Genomic DNA, 18,548 nt, shown 5'->3' with positions numbered 1-18,548 from the left:
GCACCCGGGGGGACTCCGCCATGCAGTTCGATACGCCGCACCTGATCCGCTACGGCATCACCGCGCTCGTCGTGGGGCTGATCCTCGCGCTCCGCATCCGCCGCATGTCGAGGGCGCGGCCGCTCACCCTGGAGCGGCTGTGGATCGTGCCCAGCCTTTATGCGCTGCTCGTCGCCAGCCTGTTCGTCCAGGCTCGGCCGAGCCTCGGCGGCTGGACGCTGTGCGCCGCCGCGCTGGCGATTGGCGCGGGGCTGGGGTGGCAGCGCGGCAAGCTGATGCACCTCTCGGTCGATCCCGCCACGCACCAGCTCAACCAGAAGGCGTCGATCGGCGGACTGTTGTTCATCGTCGTGCTGATCGCGATCAAGCTGGTCGGCCAGGCCGAGGGTTCGGCGCTGCACCTCAATGTGCTGCTGCTGACCCAGGCGTTCGGCACGATGGCGCTGGGGCTGTTCAGCTCGATGCGGGTGGAGATGTATCTGCGGGGCAAGCGCCTGCTCGAACAGGCGCGCGCCGCCGCATGAGCGATCGTGACCGCAGCTGGCTCGCGCCGCCCGAGGGCGCTCGGCGCCACGCCCCGGCGACGCTGCGCAACCGCGCGGCCATCGCGACGATGCTCGGCGAGTTGCTGCCGTCCTCCGGCGCGGTGCTCGAAGTCGCGAGCGGCAGCGGCGAGCATTGCGCCTATTTCGCCGAGCATTTCCCCAAGCTGGAATGGCACCCGAGCGATCCTGATCCGGATGCGCTCGCCTCGATCGCCTCGTGGTGCGAGGGGCTGGGCAACGTCCGCCCGCCGGTCGCGCTCGATGCCGCGGCGGCGCGCTGGCCGGTCGGCCATGCCGATGCGATCCTGTGCATCAACATGGTCCATATCAGCCCATGGGCGGCGACGCTGGGGCTGATGGCGGGGGCGGGGCGGCTGCTGCCGCCGGGCGGTCCGCTGATCCTCTACGGGCCGTATCGCGAGGCGGGGGTGCCCACCGCGCCGTCGAACGAGGAATTCGACCAGTCGCTCCTCGCCCGCAATCCGGCCTGGGGCCTGCGGCTGCTGGACGATGTGGTCGCGGCGGCGAAAGCGCAGGGGTTGGCGTTCGAGCGGCGGGTGGCGCTGCCCGCCAACAACCTCATAGTGGCGTTTCGGCGTAGCTAGCCCGCCCGCGCGCCAGCTTCTGCTCGCGATAGACGATGTAGAGCCCGCTCGCGATGATCACCGGCGCGCCGAGCCAGGTCGAGAAGGTCGGGAACACGTCGAACAGCAGCCAGCCATAGAGCGTCGCCCAGATCAGCCCCGAATAGTCCATCGGCACCACGGCGGAGACGGGGGCGAAGCGCATGGCGCCGGTCAGCGCGAGCTGGCCGACACCGCCGACAAGGCCCGTGGCGATCAGGATCGCCCAGGTCTCGGCATCGTGCGGGCGATAGTGGAAGGCATAGATCGCGCCGAGCACCGGCACCGAGAGCAGCGAGAACCAGAACACGGTGGTGCCGGCGCTTTCGGTTCGGCCGATCTGGCGCAGCGTGATCGCCACGATCGCCACGAACAGCGCCGCCATCAGCCCGACGAACGCCCCGAAGATCGGGATCGCTTCATGCCCCGGCTGCACGACGATCAGCACGCCGAGAAAGCCGAGGATCACCGCACCCCAGCGGTGCCAGCCCGTCGGCTCGCCGAGGATCACCGCGCCGAGCAGCGTGGCGAAGATGGGAACGGTGAACTGGAAGGTCTGCGCCTCGGCCAGCGGCAGCAGGATCACCGCGCCGAAGGTGAAGATCATGCCGGTCAGCCCTACCGCGGTGCGCCAGACATGCGCGCCGAAGCGCTCGGTCTTCAGCGACTTGAGGCCGGGGCCCATCGCTACCCACAAGGTAACCAGCGGCACCGCCCAGAGCTGGCGATGGAACATCGTCTCGATCAGCGAGGCGCCGCGCAGCTCCGACATCTTGATGAGCGCCGACATGGTAGACATGCAGGCGATGGCGAACAGGCGAAGCGCCAGGCCGGTGGCGATGCGATCGGTACGGGCTTCGGGCACGGGAGTGAGCGTTAGGGCGCGGCTCCGCACCGAGCAAGTCTTACGTATCGAAGTTTCGATGCGTCGACTTGATTTGAAGGATTTGATAGGTGGTGCGGCACCGCACAACCGCAGGTGAGAAAAGGAAACTAATGCGCTCGCTCAACAAGCTGCTCTGGCTGCAGCGGCTCCTGGTCCGCATTCGCATCCGCTACTACACCAGGTTCTGGGGGATGGACATCCACCCCAATGTCCGGATCTCGACCAGCGCCAAGCTGGACAAGACCTACCCTGTCGGCGTGCATATCGACGAGTGGACATATATCGCGTTCGGCGCGGCGATCCTGTCGCACGACATGGCGCGCAATCTCAAGGTCCACACCTATATCGGCAAGTGCTGTTTCATCGGCGCGCGCAGCATCATTCTTCCCGGCGTGCGCGTGGGCGATGGCTCCGTTGTCGCGGCCGGCTCCGTGGTGACGAAGGACGTTCCGCCCGGTTCGATCGTGGCAGGCAACCCGGCGGTCATCGTGCGTTCCGGCATCGACGCCGACCTGTGGGGCATTCTGCGCAAGCCGGGCGAGCCCTATCTGCGCGATGCGCACGCCAAGTAGGCGCTGGCGCCCCGTCGCGATCGGTGCGCTGCTGGTAGCGACGGGGTGCGGGTGGGCGTTGCTGCCGGCCTTCCGGTGGGGGGGCGTCGCCCCCGCCCGAAGCGTCCGGTCGCTCCCGGCGCTTGGCGGCATGCTGACGGTGCCGAAGGGCGGCACGATCCTGTGCCAAGGCGACAGCCTCACCTATGGCGCCGAGCGATGGGGAGGGGCGCTGCCGCCGATCAACGGCGGTGGATCCTGGCGGGTCGCCACGCCCTTTCCGGAAACGCTCGCCACGCTGCTCGGCGGCAAGGTTGCCGTACGAAACCATGGCTATCCCGGCGACACCGTCGTTTCCGGTAGCACACGCTGGGCGGGGACCGGCCCAGTCGATCTGGTGGTGGTGATGTACGGCAGCAACGATGCCAATCCGCGGGGCTGGCGGACTGCCGTGCCGATGGACCAGTATCGAGCAGCGCTGCGCGGCATCGTTCGGCGCTATCGGGCCGGCGGTGCGCAGGTGCTGGTGCTCGCCCCTCCGCCGGCGGGGACCCGCCATGCCGAAGCGGCGATTGCGCCGTACCGACAGGCGGCGCGCGCGGTGGCGATGCGCGAGGGCGTCGCCTTCGCCGATCCCGCCGCGTTTCTGGCAGGACTGCGGGTGCCGCTGCAATGGGATGGCCTGCACCTGCGCGGCGCCGCCACGGCGCGCATCGCGCAGGGCATCGCGCGGCGCATCCAGGTCCTTTAGCGGGAGGCGGCGGCTCCGCCGAACAGGCGCGCCACCACCACCGCCAGCGAATCCTGCCATTGCGGCGCGCGATAGCCGAAGGTTTCGGCGAATCGCGTGCAGTCGAGGCGGGAGTTGGCCGGGCGCTGGGCGGGCGTGGGATAGCCCGAGGTCGGGATGCCGGTCACCTCGGCCACGGGGCCGCCATGCCGGGCGCTCTCCGCGAAGATCGCGCGGGCGAAATCGGCCCAGTTCGTCTCGCCCGATCCGGTGAAGTGGTAGAGGCCGCTGGTCGTGCCTTCGCGCTGCCAGTGATCGACAACCGTGAGGATCGCCGTCGCGATATCGAGCGCCGAGCTCGGGCAGCCGCGCTGGTCCTCCACCACGTTGAGTGCATCGCGCGTCTCGGCAAGGCGCAGCATCGTCTTGACGAAGTTGGCGCCGAACGGGCTGTAGACCCAGGCGAGGCGCAGCACGGCATGGGTACCGCCCGAGGCCTGCACCGCCTGCTCGCCGGCAAGCTTGGTTGCGCCATAGACGCCGAGCGGGCCGGTGGGATCGTCCTCGCGCCAGGGGCGGTCGAGGCTGCCGTCGAACACATAGTCGGTCGACAGGTGGATGATCGGCGCGCCGATCTTCGCGCCGGCGCGCGCCAGCACGCCGGGGCCGTCGCCGTTGATCGCCATCGCCAGTTCGGGCTCGCTCTCGGCCTTGTCGACCGCGGTGTAGGCGGCCGCCGAGACAATCAGCTCGGGCTGGATTCGTGCCACCGCGGCTTCGATCGTCTCGGGCTTGGAGAGGTCGAACTCCGGAAAGCGTGTGAAGACCAGTTCGTGGCCCTGCGCCTGCTCGGCCAGCGCCTGGGCGACCTGGCCGTCATGCCCGGTGACGAGGATGCGCATCAGGCGGTCTGGCCCAGCCGCTCGCCGGCGTATTTGCCGGAGCGGATCGGCCCCCACCACCATTCGTTCGCGAGATACCAGTCGATCGTCGCGGCGATGCCGGTGTCGAAATTCTCCTCGGCCTTCCAGCCCAGTTCGGTTTCGAGCTTGGTCGCGTCGATCGCATAGCGACGGTCATGGCCGGGGCGATCGGTGACGAAGGTGATCAGCGCGCGGCGCTTGCGGCCGTCGGCCAGCGGAATGCGCTGGTCGAGCAGGTCGCAGATCGTCTCGACCACCTGCAAATTGGTGCGCTCGTTGCGGCCGCCGACATTGTAGCTCTGGCCGACCTTGCCGGTGGTGGCGATGGTCGCCAGCGCCTTGGCGTGATCGTCGACATACAGCCAGTCGCGGATGTTCTCGCCCTTGCCGTAGACGGGCAGGGGCTTGCCCTCGAGCGCGTTGAGGATGGTCAGCGGGATCAGTTTCTCGGGGAAGTGGAACGGCCCGTAATTGTTCGAGCAGTTCGACAGCACCACCGGCAGGCCATAGGTGTGGCCCCAGGCGCGGACGAGATGGTCGCTCGCCGCCTTCGACGCCGAATAGGGCGAGGAGGGGTCATAGGGCGTGTCTTCGGTGAAGATGCCGCTGTCGAACGGCAGGTCGCCGAACACTTCGTCGGTGGAGATGTGGTGGAAGCGGAAAGCCTCGCGCTTCTCGCCTTCCAGCCCGCGCCAATATTCGAGCGCCGACTGGAGCAGCTTGAACGTGCCGACGACGTTGGTCTCGATGAACTCGCCCGGGCCGTCGATCGAGCGATCGACATGGCTCTCGGCGGCGAGGTGCATCACCACGTCGACCTGCTCTTCGCGCAGCAGCGGCAGGATCGTCGCGGTGTCGGCGATGTCGGCATGGACGAAGCGGTAGTTGGGTGCGTTCTCGATCGCGGTCAGCGAGGCCGGGTTGCCGGCATAGGTGAGCTTGTCGAGATTGATGACGCGCGCGCCCTGGCGGACGAGATGGCGCACCACCGCCGAGCCGATGAAGCCGGCGCCGCCGGTGACGAGGAAGGTCTGCTGCATGGCTCAGCCCTGATAGAAGAAGGGGGTGTTGAAATCGGCGAAGGAGGGCGCGACGGCGTCCTTTTCGGAGAGCACGGGCTCGACGCCGATGTCCGGCCAGGCAATGGCGAGGTCGGGATCATCCCAGCGGATCGCCATTTCCTCGTCCTTCGCGTAGCGCGCGCTGACCTTGTAGAGGATCTCGCAATCCGGAACGAGCGTCATGAAGCCGTGTGCATAGCCGGCGGGGACCAGCAACTGGTTCCACTTTTCCGCCGAAAGCTCGACGCCGACCCAGCGGCCATAGGTGGGCGAGCCGCGACGGATGTCGACCGCCACGTCGTAGATCGCGCCGCGCAGCACGCGCACCAGCTTGGCCTGGGCGAAGGGCGGTGCCTGCAGGTGCAGGCCGCGGATCGTGCCGGGCTGGGCGGAGAAGCTCTGGTTATCCTGCACCCAGCGCGCCTCCACGCCCTCGGCATCGAGCACGGATTGCTTGAACACCTCGGAGAAGAAGCCGCGATGGTCGCCGTACTTGGGTGGGGTGAACTCGATCACGCCGGACAGTTCGTGGTGATGGACTTGCGTCATGCGGCGGCCACCAGCTTGCGCAGGTACGTCGCATAGCCGGTCTTGCCGAGCCCGGCGGCGCGCTTCAGCAGGTCCTCCGCGCCGAGCCAGCCGGCGTCGAACGCCACTTCCTCGGGGCAGGCGATCTTCACGCCGGTGCGGTGCTCGAGCGTGCGGACGAACGAGCCGGCATCGTGCAGGCTGTCGTGCGTGCCGGTGTCGAGCCACGCATAGCCGCGGCCGAGCCGGGTGATGTGGAGGTCGCCGCGCTCCAGATAAGTGCGGTTGACGTCGGTGATCTCGAGCTCGCCGCGCGCGGAGGGCTGGATCGACCTGGCGATGTCCACCACGTCCTTGTCGTAGAAATAGAGGCCGGTGATCGCCCAGTTGGACTTCGGCTCGGCCGGCTTTTCCTCGACGCTGGTGGCGACGCCGGTCTCGGGGTCGAAGGCGACCACGCCGTAGCGCTCGGGATCGTCGACATGATAGGCGAACACGTTGGCGCCGCCCTGCGAGGCCTGCTCGGCGGCGGCCTTGCAGCGCTCGCCCATCTTCTCGCCGTGGTAGATGTTGTCGCCCAGGATCAGCGCACTGGGATTGTTGCCGACGAAATCCGCGCCGATCACGAAGGCCTCGGCCAGGCCGTTGGGCGAGGGCTGCTCGGCATAGCTGAGGTTGATGCCGAACGCCGATCCGTCGCCGAGCAGCGCCTGGAACATCGGCAGGTCGCGCGGCGTGGAGATGATCAGGATGTCGCGGATGCCGGTGAGCATCAGCACCGACAGCGGATAGAAGATCATCGGCTTGTCATAGACGGGAAGCAGCTGCTTCGAGATCGACAGCGTTGCGGGGTAGAGGCGCGTGCCGCTGCCCCCCGCAAGGATGATTCCCTTCATTCGATAATCCCCCATGGCGCGGGCCGAGCCGCAACGACAACGAAACGAGAAACGGAAGCAGGGCCGCTGTCAATCCGTTCGCGGATCGATCGGGCGGCCCGGCGACGTGCGTGGTTCAGAACGCGTTGGAGTGCACGATCACCCGCAGCGTCTTGAACAGGATGGTGATGTCGCGCCAGATGTCCCAGCCGTCGATATATTCCATGTCCGCCTGGAGGCGGTTGGTCAGATCTACGCGGCGATCGGTGGCGCCGCGGAAGCCGCGGACCTGGGCGAGGCCGGTCATGCCCGGCTTCAGCGTGTGGCGGTGCCAGTAGCGCTCGTCGATTTCCCAGAACAGATGGTCGGCGGCGCGCGAGCCGAGCGCATGCGGGCGCGGGCCCACCACGCTCATGTCGCCGCGCAGCACGTTGAGCAGCTGCGGCAGCTCGTCGATGCTGGTCTTGCGGATGAAGCGGCCGACCCTGGTGATGCGGTCGTCGTCGCGGCTGGCCGAGACATTGCCGTTCGCATCGCACAGCGTCACGCGCATCGAGCGGAACTTGAGGATCTTGAACAGCCGGTTGCCGCGGCCGACGCGATCCTGCGCGAACAGCACCGGGCCCGGGCTCTCCAGCTTGATCAGGATCGCGACGAGGATCATCAGCGGCGCCAGCGCCAGCACGGCGGGCACGGTGATCGCGAGATCGAGCGCGCGCTTCTTGGCGCGGTTCGGCATGTTCAGCGGGCCCTGCGAGACGACCAGCGTGTCCTTGCCGTCGAACGAGTCCACCCCGATCGCGCCCAGCGCGTTGAACTGGGGGACCAGGATCTCGCCCTTGATGTTCATGCCCTTGAGCAGCAGCGCCCAGACCGCGCGATGTTCCTCGGTGCAGGCGACCACCACCCGGTCGAACCCGACCACTGTGGTGCCGAGCCGATGCAGCATCTGCGGGTCCCGCGGGTTCGGCGAAAGGTTGATGATCCGTGCGTCGAGCGCGACCGCATTGCCGGCCACATCCAGCGATACGCCGTCGATGATGACCAGCTCGTCGAGCAGCTTCCCGCCCGTCGCCGCGCGGACGTGCCGGCGGAACAGCAGGCGGCCCACCATGAGGAAGACCAGCGAGAGGACCGCGCCTTCGCCCAGCTGGAACCGCGAGAGCGGCAGCTCAGTCGTCAGCAGGTAACTGCCGAACAGCACGACGAAGATCGAGAAGAAGAACGCGGAAAAGATGTTCTTCACGCCGCTGACCGGGAAGCGCAGGCAGTTCAGCGAGTAGGTGCCGCTGGCGAGCGCCGTTCCCAGCGTGATCGGCAGCAGGAACACGCCCACGTTGATCCCCGCGAGCGACAGCCAGTTGCCGTCGCGCGTGCAGGCTGCGAGATAGAAGGCTGCCAGGATCGCGATGCTGTCAAGCAGGAGAAGCTCGGTATACAGGATCATGCGGAGCGTCGACCGTCGCCACACGGGGGCGGCGGAGCGATCGATCCGGGCGTGCGCCCGAAGTTGCTCCTCAAAGGCGCGCTGTGCTTCGAAAGCGTTCATGGCCTCATCGGGCTCCTTCAACGGAATCTGTACGCTGACAGCGGCCGAGTCGGCCTGTTGCACTGCATTATAATGGGACGGATCGCGATCCGAAAGTGTCCGTATCGATCAAAAGGTACGTTTTCGGGACCGAAATTCAACAAGATCGCACCCCGCTTCGATGGCCGTGTGAAAGGGCTAACCCGCACATACGCGCGACCCACGACCAAATATCCCTCCGAAACCGACATTATTTGCCGTATTTGCACGCGAATGCGACCAACACTGGTCTACCCGCAACTTTATGGCGCAATCAAGGGCGCGCGTGGCGGTCCATGCCCCCGACGGGCATTCCAGTTCGCACTTGCAGCGCAAATTTGCCGGCAAATTGCTGCGGTGCACCTTGAATATCCCTCGATCCGTCGCGGTTGAACCGCCCGCAATGCTAGGCGGGATCGGCTTAAGGATCATCTAATCGGGGTGGTGGCAGCGCGGCCCTGCGCCTCGGCCATTCCGGTACTCCGCGGCAGGGCTACGCATAAACCACAGAAACGCTTGGCTTAATCGAGTCTTTACCAGCCTTCTTCATCATGGCGCCGGTTAGTAGCGCCATGGAGGCAGAGTTCCGGAAATGACACGCGACGAGATGCAGGCCACCCTGCAGAGCGCCTTCGCCGGCCCGACGGCCGCGGAGCGCGAGGCCGAGCTGCGCGAATCCGGGCTGGTGGCGCTGTCGCTGCTGCTCGGCGTCCACAATATTGCGATCACGCCAGAACAGCTGCGCCACGCGCTCGGTCACGCCGAGACGCCCAGCGCCGACGACCTGATCCTGCTCGCCAAGCGCCAGCAGGGCGTGCGCGCCAAGGCGGTGGAGGTGCCGCGCGGCGGCCTGGCGCGGCAGCCGCTGCCCGCCATTGCGGACGGCCCCGACGGCTGGTTCGTGATCGGCGGTCTTACCGAACATGGCGTGATCATCCAGCGGCCGGGCTATGCACCGGAGCAGGTGGACCGCGAAGGGCTCGACGCGATCTGGTCGGGCACGCTGGTGCTGCTCACCACCCGCGCGGTGGCGGGGCGGACGCTTCGATTTGGCTTCTCCTGGTTCACCGCGCAATTCATGCGTTATCGCAAGCTGTTCCTCGAAGTGCTGGGGATCACGCTCGCGCTCAACCTGCTCGGCCTCGCCGCGCCGCTGCTGTTCCAGAGCGTGATCGACAAGGTGCTGATCCACAACAGCATGAGCACGCTCAGCGTGCTCGCCTTCGCTTTCCTGGCGGTTTCCGTCTGGGAAGTGGCGCTGGGCTGGATCCGTACCCGACTGTTCACCGAGACGACGCAGAAGATCGACGTCGAGCTCGGCGCTCGCCTGTTCCACCATCTGCTGGCGCTGCCGCTTTCCTATTTCGAGAAGCGCCGGGTGGGCGACACCGTCACCCGCGTCCGCCAGCTCGAGACGATCCGCGAGTTCCTCACCAACGCCTCGCTGACGGTGATGGTCGATCCGCTGTTCACGGTCGTGTTCCTGGCGGCAATGCTGTTCTATTCGCCGATGCTCTCGGTGATCGTGGTGGCGTCGCTGGTGCTCTACGCCATCGTCTCGTTCAGCGTCGCGGGGCCGCTGCGGACTCTGGTCGAGGACAAGTTCGAGAAGAGCTCGGCCAGCAACGCGCTGCTCGTCGAGAGCGTCTCGGGCATCCACACGATCAAGGCGACTGCGGTCGAGCCGCACTGGCAGAACCGCTGGGAGCGCCAGCTCGCCGCCTATACCGCCTCGTCGCAGCGGCTGATCAACACCGCCAACACCGGCAGCCAGGCAATCGAGCTGATCTCCAAGCTGAGCTTTGCCGCGATCCTGTTCTTCGGCGCGCAGGCGGTGATCGGCGGTGCGATGAGCGTCGGCGCGCTGGTCGCGTTCAACATGTTCGCGCAGCGCGTGTCCGGCCCGGTGATCCGCATGGCGCAGCTGTGGCAGGACTTCCAGCAGGTCCGCATCGCGATCGAGCGGCTGGGCGATGTGCTCAACCACCCCGTGGAGCCGCGCCCCGCCTCGGCGGCGACGCTGCCCACGCTGCATGGGGCGATCCGTTTCGAGAACGTCACCTTCCGCTATGCCGAGGACCAGCCGCCGGTGCTGAGCGACATCACGCTCGACATCCCGGCGGGGACCTCGCTGGGGATTGTCGGGTCGTCGGGTTCGGGCAAGTCGACGCTCGCCAAGCTGCTCCAGCGGCTGAACCTGCCGAACCAGGGCCGCGTGCTGGTCGACGAGGTCGATGTGGCGCAGCTCGATCCCGCCTGGCTGCGTCGCCAGATCGGCGTGGTGCTGCAGGAAAACCTCCTCTTCAGCCGCACGATCCGCGAGAATATCGCGCTGTCCAACCCGGCCATGCCGTTCGAGCATGTCGTCGCGGCCGCGACGCTGGCCGGCGCGCATGACTTCATCCTGCGCCAGCCGCGCGGCTATGATACCGAGATCGTCGAGCGGGGCGTCAACCTCTCCGGCGGCCAGCGCCAGCGGCTCGCCATCGCCCGCGCGCTGGTCGGTAACCCGCGCATCCTGGTATTCGACGAGGCGACCTCGGCGCTCGACGCCGAGAGCGAGGAGCTGATCCAGAACAATCTGCGCGCGATCTCCGCCGGCCGCACGCTGGTGATCATCGCCCATCGCCTGTCGGCAGTGCGCGGCTGTGACCGGATCATCACGCTCGAACAGGGCCGCATCGTAGAGAGCGGCCGGCACGACGAACTGCTGCGCCTGGGCGGCCGCTATGCCGACCTGCACCGCCGCCAAAGCGGCTTCGGGGAGATTGCCGCATGAACGCCGTCGTCACCATGGGCCGCAGTGGCCCGCTCGCCCGGATCCGCGGCACGGTGCTGCCCGCCCGCACCGTCGACTACGACACCGAGTTCCTGCCTGCCGCGCTCGAGATCATCGAACGGCCGGTGTCGCCCACCGCGCGGCTCACCGCCAAGGTGATGCTGGCCGGCCTTGCGATCACCGCCGCCTGGCTGGCGATCGGCAAGGTCGAGGTGGTCGCACCGACGCAAGGCCGCATCGCGCCGATCGGCGAGACCAAGATCGTCCAGTCGCCCGAATCGGGCATCGTCCGCCGCATCCTGGTGGGTGAGGGGCAGAAGGTCGCCCAGGGCCAGGTGCTGATCACGCTCGATCCCACGATGAGCGCGGCCGAGGCGGCGCAGGCCAAGGTCGCGCTGGTCACCGCGCAGCTGGACGTCGCGCGCAACCAGGCGATCATCGACGCGCTCGACGGCAAGGGCTTCCGCTTTGCCGCGCCGGCGGGCGCCAGCGCTGCCGAGGCGGCGACGCACCGTGATCTCGCCCGCGCCCGGCTCGGGCAGATCGAGGCGGCATTCGCCGGCGGCCGCTCGGACAGCGGTGCCGCCGTCTCCGCCGCCGCCGAGGCGCAGGCACAGGTGCGCAAGCTCGAACAGGCGCTGCCGCTGCTGGAGCAGCAGGTTGCCGCCAACGAGGCGATGGCGGCCAAGGGCTATGTCTCCAAGCTCCGCGTCGTCGAGTTGCGGCGCCAGCTGATCGTCGAGCGGCAGGACCTGAGCGCCGCGCGCGCCGCCGTGGCAAAGCTCGGCCAGCAGTCGCACAGCGCCAGCAGCCTCTCCGCGAGAACGCGCGAGGAAGCGCGGGCGCAGGTGCTGCAGGATCTGGTAAAGGCCGAAGCCGAGGTGCGCGCGCGCAGCGAGGACGTCGCCAAGGCCACGCTGCGCAGCTCGTTCCGCGAACTGCGCGCGCCGGTAAGCGGCACCGTCTCGCAGCTGCAGGTCCATACCGAAGGCGGGGTGGTCGAAGGCGCCAAGCCGCTGCTGTCGCTGGTGCCGGACAAGGCGCGTCTGGAAGCCGAGGTGATGATCGCCAACAGCGATATCGGCTTCGTCCGCACGGGCATGCCGGTGAAGGTGAAGCTGCAGGCGTTCCCCTACACGCGCTACGGCATGATCCCCGGTACGGTAGTGGGGATCAGCCCCGAAGCCGTGCAGATGAAGGAAGGCGAGCCGCCGGTCTACAAGGCACGGATCGCGCTGGACCGCAGCTACGTCGTCGCCAATGGCGGGCAGGTGCCGCTGCGTCCGGGCATGATGGCCAGCGCGGACATCGTCACCGGCAAGCGCACGCTGCTCAGCTACCTGGTCGGCCCGGTGCTGGAAACGGGGAGCGACGCGCTGCACGAGCGGTGAGGGCAATGGAGTTGCCGGCGCGCCGCGATGCGCGCGGGCCGGCAACTCCGTAAAATTGCGGGATCACTGTCCCAAACGTGTCACAACGAGAATTTCGGCTGATATTGCTTGTACTTCTGTCGCACGGAGCAGGCTAATCGGCCGCCTCTACTACGAGCCGCTTGGCTGCCTTCATGGGGAAGGACCGGGGGCTTCGTCCGAGGAGGGGTTCCCATGCGCCTGTTTTCCATCGCGGCTCTCGCCGCCGCGCTTGCCGCGTCGCCTGCCGTTGCCGCACCCGATCCCGCCGCCGGCCTGCAGGCCCTGCGCGAACTGAACCTGGTGGTGTTCGACACGCTGACCACCAACGGCCAGGAAGTGGAAGGGCGGACCTTCGTCGGCACGCTGGCCGCAGCCAACTTCACCAATTTCGGCATCGGCAACAATAGCCAGGGCGCGGCAGCCTCGTCGTTCGACGTGCTGAGCGTCGTGGGCAACGCCACCGGATCGTTCCGCCTCAAGGCAGGATACCAGAACGGCGCCAACGGCATCGTCGGCACCACGGCGCGCGTCGGCGGCAATGTCGGCGCGATGGATTTCAACACGGCGGGCGGCGTGAACGGCGCGCTCGTCGCGGGCGGCAATCTCACCGCTTCCTTCAACATCAACAACAACAGCGTGCGCTATGGCGGCACCGCCGCGGGCGGCCTGAACGGCGCGGTGAAGGACGGCAGCCTCGCCGCGGGCGGCGCGAACGACGTGGCGGCGGCGCTTCAGGTGCAGATGGGAGCGCTGCAGACCAACCTGACCGGCCTGTCGAACCTGCTCGCGACGATGCCGTCGCTCGCCACGATCACCTCCACCGCGACCGCGCTCGACTATTCGGGTGCGAAGAACGGCTTCGCCGTGTTCACGATGACCGAGGCGGCGTTCGAGAACCAGAACGCCAATTTCGACACGCTGTTCACCGGCATGCCGAGCGGGATGACCACGATCATCAACGTGCTGGGCGCGAACCTGGTCGAGCAGGGCAACCTCAACAGCAAGCTGCTCAACCAGACGGTGATCTGGAACTTCAATGAGGCGCAGAGCCTATCGCTGAAGGGCTTCCACGGCAGCGTGCTGGCGCCGAACGCGAGCGTATCGAACAGCAGCGCGCTGGAAGGCAGCATCGTCGCCCGCAACTTCACGCTGAACGGCGAGATCCATCTGGGTACCTACAACGGCACCGACAGCTTCCTGCCGCCCCCTTCGGGCGTGCCGGAGCCGGCCAGCTGGGCGATGCTGCTCTTCGGCTTCGGCGCGCTGGGCGTGATGGTGCGCCGCCGCCGGGATGTGCTGGCGGTCGCACGGTGATATCGAGGCTCGCCGGGCGGGCCGACCCCTCCGTTATTCGTCATCCCGGTTGCGGCCGGGATGGCGGGGCCCGGGCTCCTGTGCGTAGCCTAAGGGGGCGGAAGGGCACCGGATATGACGCGCGGCGGGAAGTACGGAAAAGAGGGGGGGAGGCGACGTCGGCGTCGCCTCCCTTTTTCGCGTTCAGGCCGCGCGGTGGTGCGGTTCGATCGCCTGGGTCATGCGGGTGCCGAGCAGCGGGCGCAGCACGCGCGGGTCCAGCGTCTTGACCAGCTCGCGGGCGAAATCGAGATTCGCGGCAAGGCCTTCCGCCGCCTCGCTGGTGACGGTGGAGATGCGGACCAGCACGCCGTCGACGATCCAGCCGGCCATCTGGCTCTTCAGCCGCGCCATCAGCTGTTCGTTGCCCGACTGCGGCAGATATTCGCCCACGCGCGCCCAGTAGAGGATCTGCTCGGTGCGATTGTAGTTGGTCGCGGTCAGCGCGCGGCCCGGGATCGCCACCTTGTCGGCCACCGGGATCATCTGCGCGTGGCTTTCCAACACGGTGAAGCCGAAGAAGGGGTAGCAGACCTCCGGCCGGTGCAGCTGGAGCAGATCGGTCTGGGCATTGCCATAGGCGATCAGCAGCATCACCGTGGCGCCATCGGGCCGCGAAAAGGCGCGGCTGACGACCTGGTTGTAGAGCTTGTCTTCCAGGCTGCCTTCGCGCGGCGGCGCGATCAGCGCGCCGGTATCCTCGGCCTTCCAGGCGCCAAAGGCCTTGGGCATCAGCGCGTCGAGCTTGGTCGCGCCGAGCAGGTCCATGCGACGATGGGGCTTGAGGCCGAGCGAAGCGCCGGCCGCGGCAAAGCAGCCGCCGCCGATCAGCAGGTCACGCCGGTTGAACATGGGACCTCCGATGCAGGAACAGCTGCACCTGCTCGACCATCCAGTCGATGGCGAAGATGCCCAGCAGTGCTACCACGAACATCACCATGCCGGTGGAGACGTGCAGGAAGCTCTGCGCTGCCTCGTCGCCCAGGTGATAGGTGATCAGCACCAGGATGATGATGCGCAGGACATTGGTGATCACCGCCACCGGGATCACCAGCGCAGCGATGAACAGCGCGTACCGCCACGACGGCTTGTTCTTGATGTAGATGTACAGCAGCGTCACCACGACCAGGCTGGAGAGCGAACGCAGGCCGGAGCAGGCGTCCTCCACCAGCAGCTGATAGGGGCCGACGAACAGGGTCACGCCCTGGCGCAGGATCGGATAGTCGAACCACGAAAGCAGGCTGGTCGCGGCGTGGAAGACGAACTCCTTGAGCGGCGCGGTAACGCGGTCGACCGCCCAGCCCGGCGGCGGTACCAGGAAGAACAGCCAGAGCACGGGAAACCACGCGGCGCGCAGCGCACGGCCGCCGAAATAGAGGTAGCCGGTGGTGATCACCGCACTCACCAGGCCCAAGGTCTCGATGCTGACGAAATCGAAGATTCGGCCCAGCGAATAGATCGCCAGCGACAGCAGCAGGAGCAGCGTGCCCAGAACGAGGTTGCCGGGCGTGCGCAGTTCCTCGATCGCGCTGCGCTGGCGCGCGAGCATCCAGGCGCCGGTGGCGAGCACGATCGGGCCGTGTACGCCGCCCTCCGCGCTCCACACTTGGCGTCCCAGGGTGATGAAGGTGGGAATGGCGAGCGCCAGCAGGCCGGCTATGGCGAACCAGTAGCCGCCCGCCGACCTGCCTCGCTGCTGCCCAAGCGGGGTGGCCGTCATCTGGTCCAAATCAATATCCGTTCAGCACGCAGCCGACGACGTTGGTGCGATCGGACCGCAGCGTGCGGGTGAGCGTGTTTACGTCGCGGATGTAGCTGTTGTCCTTGCGCGCGACGATCATCGCATAGCCGGCAACGTTGGCGACGCGCTGCGCATCGGCACAGGTGTTCGCCGCCGTCGTGTCGAAGATGGTGATGTCGAACTCGCGCAGCAGCTGCGTGGTCACGTCGCGGAACTGTTCGGACGAGAGCAGTTCCTGCGGGCTGTGCTCGACATGGCCGGCGGGGATGATCGAGAGCTGGTCGAGCCCGGTCGCGTGGATGATCGATGCCAACTCGACCTCGCCCGAGGCGAGATAGTCGGCCAGGCCCGGCTTGGCCGGATCGATGCCGAAGGCGGCACCGATCGCCGGCGCACGGAGATTGGCGTCGACCAGCGCGGTCTTGATGCCGATCTGCGCCAGCGCGGTCGCTAGGTTGACCGCGACGAAGCTGCAGCCGACGCCTTCGGAGGCAGCGCACAGGGCGAGCGCGCGTCGGCCTTCGCGCAGATGCTGCGCGATGATGCGGGTGCGCAGCGCACGGATGGCTTCCGCCTCGATCCCCGTAGGGTCGGAGAGGACGAGCTGGAACTCGAGCGCGCCGGTGGTGTCCGGCGTGGTCGGCACGGCGCTCGGACGATCGCCTTCGGGCAGCGGTTCGGGCGTGGTCATCGCGTCCATCAGTTTACTGCAGCTCCGTGCGATTCGGCGGTTTCGCCGAGAGTTTCATGGGCGCGGCGAAGCCGGGCGGAAAGCGAGGCGCGGCTCTGCACCACACCCAGCACCGGCGCGTCGACGGCGGTTTCGAGATCCTCGGGGCTGCGCACGCGCCGGCCGAGCAGCTCGACGAGCAGTGCCACCAGCAGACCCAGGCCGAGGCCGAAGCCCGCGGCACCGCCGATGATCATCGGCACCTTCGGATAATAGGGCGAGTCGGGCGCGCTCGCTTCGCTCAGCGTCGACATGCCGGTGTCATTGCTGCTCGCCTCGAGGCGCAGGTCCGCGACGCGCTGCGCGGCCTTCATATACTGGTCCTGCTTCAGCGAGACGTCGCGCTGCAGCTGGGCCAGCTTGTCGACGTCCTCGCGGTTGCCGAGCACGCGGGCGCGCTGGGCATTGGCCGCGCTCTGGATCGCGCTCTGCGCCGAACCGCCGCCGCCGCCGGCCTGCGCCCGCTCCTGTGCGGCCGCCTTGGCATAGACCGCCCGCTGGCGCTGGAGCGCCTGGAACGCCGGATGGTTCGGGCCGAGATTGGTTGCGGCCTGCTGGATCTGCTGGTCGATCTGGGCGAGCTGCAGCTGCGCCGGGCCCATGCCGCCCGAAGCGATGACCGGGGCCGCCGGTATCGCGGCCTGGCCCGTCAGCTGCGTAAGCTTCTGGGTATCGATGTCGGAGCCGGTTTCGGTGAGGACGATGCCCGACTTCTTCACGAAGGCGGTACGTGCCTCGACGGCGGCGAGCAGCGCCTGGCGGGCCGACTCGGCCTGCTGGGTATACCAGTCCGCCGACTTGCTGGCCGCGTCGCGCTTGGCCGCGAGGGACTGGGCGAGGAAGGCGGTGCGGATCATGTTGGCGATCCGCTCGGCGCGATCCGGCGAGCTGTCCGAATAGGAGATCTCGAGGATGTTGCTCCCTTCGATCACATTCGCATTGGTGTTGGCGATGATCTGCTTGGCCAGCCAGCGACGGATGTCGCCGGTCGCCGCCGAGGGCGAGGCGTTGAACGCGGCGATGTTCGCCGGATCATTGGCCCAGCCCAGCTCGTCGACCACGCGCCCGGCGGTGCCATAGTCCTCGATCAGTTCGGTCTGCGTCTGCACATAGGCGCGCATGAACTGCGAGTTCATCACCTGGCCGGTGACCGGATCGGGCTTGAAGGTCTCGAGCACCAGTCGGGTGGTCGCGCGGTACCGCTCGGGCAGGAACTGTACCACCAAGGCGGCGGTGGCGACGCAGACGAGGAATGCCGGGAGAATGATCCACCGGCGCGCCCAGAGAATGCGGAAAAATTGTACGATATTCACTGGTTCGCCTCGTCAGCTGCCAACATTGCCAAGATCAGAACAACCGCTCGCCGATGACGATCGTGTCGCCGGGCTTGATCGGATCGTCCAGCTTCAACTTGATTTCCTGACCGTCGCGCGTGACCTTGATCCGCTTGATCGACCCCGCGGGACCCAGCCCGCCGCCCTGCGCGACCGCGCGGCGAAGAGTCATGTCGGCCCGAATCGGATATACGCCAGGCGCGTTAACTTGGCCATAAATGTAAAAGCGTTCGACTTCGGGCACGAAAACCTTGTCGCCGGCAGCGACGGTGGGGTCGTCGGCCGGGCCGCCCTGGGCGAGCTTCTTGTAGTCGAGCTTCTGGTTGGTGCCGTCGGCGCGCGTCAGCATCACGTAATCGGCGGCGTCGGCCTTGAGACCGCCCGCGCGCGCGATGATCTCCGAGACGTGATAGCCGCGATCGACCGGCTGCAGCCCGGCGGTGCCGACCTGGCCCAGCACGGTGACGTAGTTGCTGACGAAGCTCACGATGTCGACGCTGACGATCGGCTTGGCGTAATAGCCGCCGCTCCTCAGCAGTTCTTCGATCTTCTTGACCAGCTTCACCGACGTCTCGCCCTTGACGGGCACCGCACCCAGATACGGCAGGGTGATCGTGCCGTCGGACTGGACGCGGGCGCGGGTCTTGAAGTCGCTCTGCCCGAGCACGTCCACTTCCAGCACATCGTCGACGCCGATGACATAGCCTGCCGGCGCCGACCCGGAGGGGGTCGGCGCGGCCGGGGTGCTCGTCTGTACCGGCGCGGCCGGCACCTGCTGCTGCGCCTGGGCAACGACAGGTCGGGCGCGCGCCGGGGCGGCAGGGCGGGTCGTGGCAATCTGCGCCGCCGCGGGAATCGCCATGGCAGTCATGCCGGCGAGTGCGGAGACAAACATAAACCTACTTTTGTC

18 protein-coding genes are annotated in these 18,548 nt (G+C 67.4%); 7 read left to right on the top strand and 11 right to left on the bottom strand.

Going from position 1 to position 18,548, the window contains the following annotated elements; all coding sequences use genetic code 11:
* Positions 1-20 precede the first annotated feature (20 nt).
* Complete coding sequence (locus tag SPI01S_RS05920) at positions 21-524, top strand: CcdC protein domain-containing protein (RefSeq protein WP_066719639.1); 504 nt, start codon at positions 21-23, stop codon at positions 522-524.
* Entirely contained in the window at positions 521-1,150 is a 630-nt protein-coding gene (locus SPI01S_RS05915) for a DUF938 domain-containing protein (protein ID WP_066719637.1), read from the top strand. The genes SPI01S_RS05920 and SPI01S_RS05915 overlap by 4 nt, the downstream gene beginning before the upstream one ends.
* On the opposite strand, the gene SPI01S_RS05910 is transcribed toward SPI01S_RS05915, so the two are convergent.
* On the bottom strand, positions 1,125-2,033 hold the full coding sequence (locus tag SPI01S_RS05910; protein WP_066719635.1) for a DMT family transporter: 909 nt from the start codon (positions 2,031-2,033) through the stop codon (positions 1,125-1,127). The genes SPI01S_RS05915 and SPI01S_RS05910 overlap by 26 nt on opposite strands.
* Before the next feature lie 89 nt (positions 2,034-2,122).
* Between SPI01S_RS05910 and SPI01S_RS05905 the strand changes: the two genes are divergently transcribed.
* On the top strand, positions 2,123-2,626 hold the full coding sequence (locus tag SPI01S_RS05905; protein WP_281179429.1) for an acyltransferase: 504 nt from the start codon (positions 2,123-2,125) through the stop codon (positions 2,624-2,626).
* 130 nt (positions 2,627-2,756) lie between these two features.
* The gene (locus SPI01S_RS05900) at positions 2,757-3,356 is read left to right on the top strand and encodes an SGNH/GDSL hydrolase family protein (protein WP_066719625.1); all 600 of its coding nucleotides are present in this window, start codon (positions 2,757-2,759) and stop codon (positions 3,354-3,356) included.
* Here SPI01S_RS05900 and rfbD read toward each other — a convergent pair.
* From rfbD to SPI01S_RS05875, 5 genes are all read right to left on the bottom strand, one after another.
* The gene (gene rfbD, locus SPI01S_RS05895; RefSeq protein WP_066719622.1) at positions 3,353-4,237 is read right to left on the bottom strand and encodes a dTDP-4-dehydrorhamnose reductase; all 885 of its coding nucleotides are present in this window, start codon (positions 4,235-4,237) and stop codon (positions 3,353-3,355) included. The genes SPI01S_RS05900 and rfbD overlap by 4 nt on opposite strands.
* Positions 4,237-5,298 carry a dTDP-glucose 4,6-dehydratase gene (gene rfbB, locus SPI01S_RS05890; RefSeq protein WP_066719619.1) on the bottom strand — a complete coding sequence of 354 codons (1,062 nt, stop codon included), beginning with the start codon at positions 5,296-5,298 and terminating at the stop codon, positions 4,237-4,239. Before rfbB ends, rfbD begins: the two co-directional genes overlap by 1 nt.
* Before the next feature lie 3 nt (positions 5,299-5,301).
* The gene (rfbC, locus tag SPI01S_RS05885) at positions 5,302-5,868 is read right to left on the bottom strand and encodes a dTDP-4-dehydrorhamnose 3,5-epimerase (protein ID WP_066719616.1); all 567 of its coding nucleotides are present in this window, start codon (positions 5,866-5,868) and stop codon (positions 5,302-5,304) included.
* Entirely contained in the window at positions 5,865-6,743 is an 879-nt protein-coding gene (rfbA, locus tag SPI01S_RS05880; RefSeq protein ID WP_066719613.1) for a glucose-1-phosphate thymidylyltransferase RfbA, read from the bottom strand. Before rfbA ends, rfbC begins: the two co-directional genes overlap by 4 nt.
* Positions 6,744-6,858: 115 nt before the next feature.
* Entirely contained in the window at positions 6,859-8,271 is a 1,413-nt protein-coding gene (locus SPI01S_RS05875) for an exopolysaccharide biosynthesis polyprenyl glycosylphosphotransferase (RefSeq protein WP_084253292.1), read from the bottom strand.
* A gap of 610 nt (positions 8,272-8,881) precedes the next feature.
* On the opposite strand from SPI01S_RS05875, the gene SPI01S_RS05870 reads away from it, so the two are divergent.
* From SPI01S_RS05870 to SPI01S_RS05860, 3 genes are all read left to right on the top strand, one after another.
* Complete coding sequence (locus SPI01S_RS05870) at positions 8,882-11,068, top strand: type I secretion system permease/ATPase (protein WP_066719611.1); 2,187 nt, start codon at positions 8,882-8,884, stop codon at positions 11,066-11,068.
* Positions 11,065-12,459: an HlyD family type I secretion periplasmic adaptor subunit gene (locus tag SPI01S_RS05865; RefSeq protein WP_066719608.1), complete on the top strand. Its 1,395-nt coding sequence runs from the start codon at positions 11,065-11,067 to the stop codon at positions 12,457-12,459. The genes SPI01S_RS05870 and SPI01S_RS05865 overlap by 4 nt, the downstream gene beginning before the upstream one ends.
* A 213-nt stretch (positions 12,460-12,672) precedes the next feature.
* Entirely contained in the window at positions 12,673-13,794 is a 1,122-nt protein-coding gene (locus SPI01S_RS05860) for a collagen-binding domain-containing protein (RefSeq protein WP_066719606.1), read from the top strand.
* 183 nt (positions 13,795-13,977) lie between these two features.
* Here SPI01S_RS05860 and epsI read toward each other — a convergent pair whose 3' ends face one another.
* The 5 genes from epsI to SPI01S_RS05835 are packed head-to-tail and all read right to left on the bottom strand — an operon-like array spanning position 13,978 to position 18,500.
* Complete coding sequence (epsI, locus tag SPI01S_RS05855; RefSeq protein WP_066719604.1) at positions 13,978-14,685, bottom strand: exosortase-associated protein EpsI, V-type; 708 nt, start codon at positions 14,683-14,685, stop codon at positions 13,978-13,980.
* Positions 14,669-15,553: an exosortase V gene (xrtV, locus tag SPI01S_RS05850; protein ID WP_066719745.1), complete on the bottom strand. Its 885-nt coding sequence runs from the start codon at positions 15,551-15,553 to the stop codon at positions 14,669-14,671. Before xrtV ends, epsI begins: the two co-directional genes overlap by 17 nt.
* 10 nt (positions 15,554-15,563) lie before the next feature.
* Positions 15,564-16,274: a CpsD/CapB family tyrosine-protein kinase gene (locus SPI01S_RS05845; protein WP_066719602.1), complete on the bottom strand. Its 711-nt coding sequence runs from the start codon at positions 16,272-16,274 to the stop codon at positions 15,564-15,566.
* Complete coding sequence (locus SPI01S_RS05840) at positions 16,274-17,617, bottom strand: Wzz/FepE/Etk N-terminal domain-containing protein (protein ID WP_066719600.1); 1,344 nt, start codon at positions 17,615-17,617, stop codon at positions 16,274-16,276. The genes SPI01S_RS05845 and SPI01S_RS05840 overlap by 1 nt, the downstream gene beginning before the upstream one ends.
* Before the next feature lie 34 nt (positions 17,618-17,651).
* On the bottom strand, positions 17,652-18,500 hold the full coding sequence (locus SPI01S_RS05835) for an SLBB domain-containing protein (RefSeq protein ID WP_245653493.1): 849 nt from the start codon (positions 18,498-18,500) through the stop codon (positions 17,652-17,654).
* Between the last annotated feature and the right edge of the window lie 48 nt (positions 18,501-18,548).

This window comes from Sphingomonas pituitosa NBRC 102491 (genome assembly GCF_001598435.1).
GTDB lineage: Bacteria > Pseudomonadota > Alphaproteobacteria > Sphingomonadales > Sphingomonadaceae > Sphingomonas > Sphingomonas pituitosa.
Note: the sequence above shows the minus strand (reverse complement) of the source record. Positions and strands in the feature narration are given on the sequence as shown.

Excerpts from the sequence above, each read along its gene's own strand:
- rfbD (WP_066719622.1), bottom strand. The coding sequence starts at position 4,237 with ATGCGCATCCTCGTCACCGGGCATGACGGCCAGGTCGCCCAGGCGCTG.
- SPI01S_RS05860 (WP_066719606.1), top strand. The coding sequence starts at position 12,673 with ATGCGCCTGTTTTCCATCGCGGCTCTCGCCGCCGCGCTTGCCGCGTCG.
- rfbA (WP_066719613.1), bottom strand. The coding sequence starts at position 6,743 with ATGAAGGGAATCATCCTTGCGGGGGGCAGCGGCACGCGCCTCTACCCC.
- epsI (WP_066719604.1), bottom strand. The coding sequence starts at position 14,685 with ATGTTCAACCGGCGTGACCTGCTGATCGGCGGCGGCTGCTTTGCCGCG.
- SPI01S_RS05915 (WP_066719637.1), top strand. The coding sequence starts at position 521 with ATGAGCGATCGTGACCGCAGCTGGCTCGCGCCGCCCGAGGGCGCTCGG.
- rfbB (WP_066719619.1), bottom strand. The coding sequence starts at position 5,298 with ATGCAGCAGACCTTCCTCGTCACCGGCGGCGCCGGCTTCATCGGCTCG.
- SPI01S_RS05865 (WP_066719608.1), top strand. The coding sequence starts at position 11,065 with ATGAACGCCGTCGTCACCATGGGCCGCAGTGGCCCGCTCGCCCGGATC.
- rfbC (WP_066719616.1), bottom strand. The coding sequence starts at position 5,868 with ATGACGCAAGTCCATCACCACGAACTGTCCGGCGTGATCGAGTTCACC.
- SPI01S_RS05900 (WP_066719625.1), top strand. The coding sequence starts at position 2,757 with ATGCTGACGGTGCCGAAGGGCGGCACGATCCTGTGCCAAGGCGACAGC.
- SPI01S_RS05845 (WP_066719602.1), bottom strand. The coding sequence starts at position 16,274 with ATGGACGCGATGACCACGCCCGAACCGCTGCCCGAAGGCGATCGTCCG.
- SPI01S_RS05870 (WP_066719611.1), top strand. The coding sequence starts at position 8,882 with ATGACACGCGACGAGATGCAGGCCACCCTGCAGAGCGCCTTCGCCGGC.
- xrtV (WP_066719745.1), bottom strand. The coding sequence starts at position 15,553 with ATGACGGCCACCCCGCTTGGGCAGCAGCGAGGCAGGTCGGCGGGCGGC.
- SPI01S_RS05875 (WP_084253292.1), bottom strand. The coding sequence starts at position 8,271 with ATGAACGCTTTCGAAGCACAGCGCGCCTTTGAGGAGCAACTTCGGGCG.
- SPI01S_RS05835 (WP_245653493.1), bottom strand. The coding sequence starts at position 18,500 with ATGGCGATTCCCGCGGCGGCGCAGATTGCCACGACCCGCCCTGCCGCC.
- SPI01S_RS05920 (WP_066719639.1), top strand. The coding sequence starts at position 21 with ATGCAGTTCGATACGCCGCACCTGATCCGCTACGGCATCACCGCGCTC.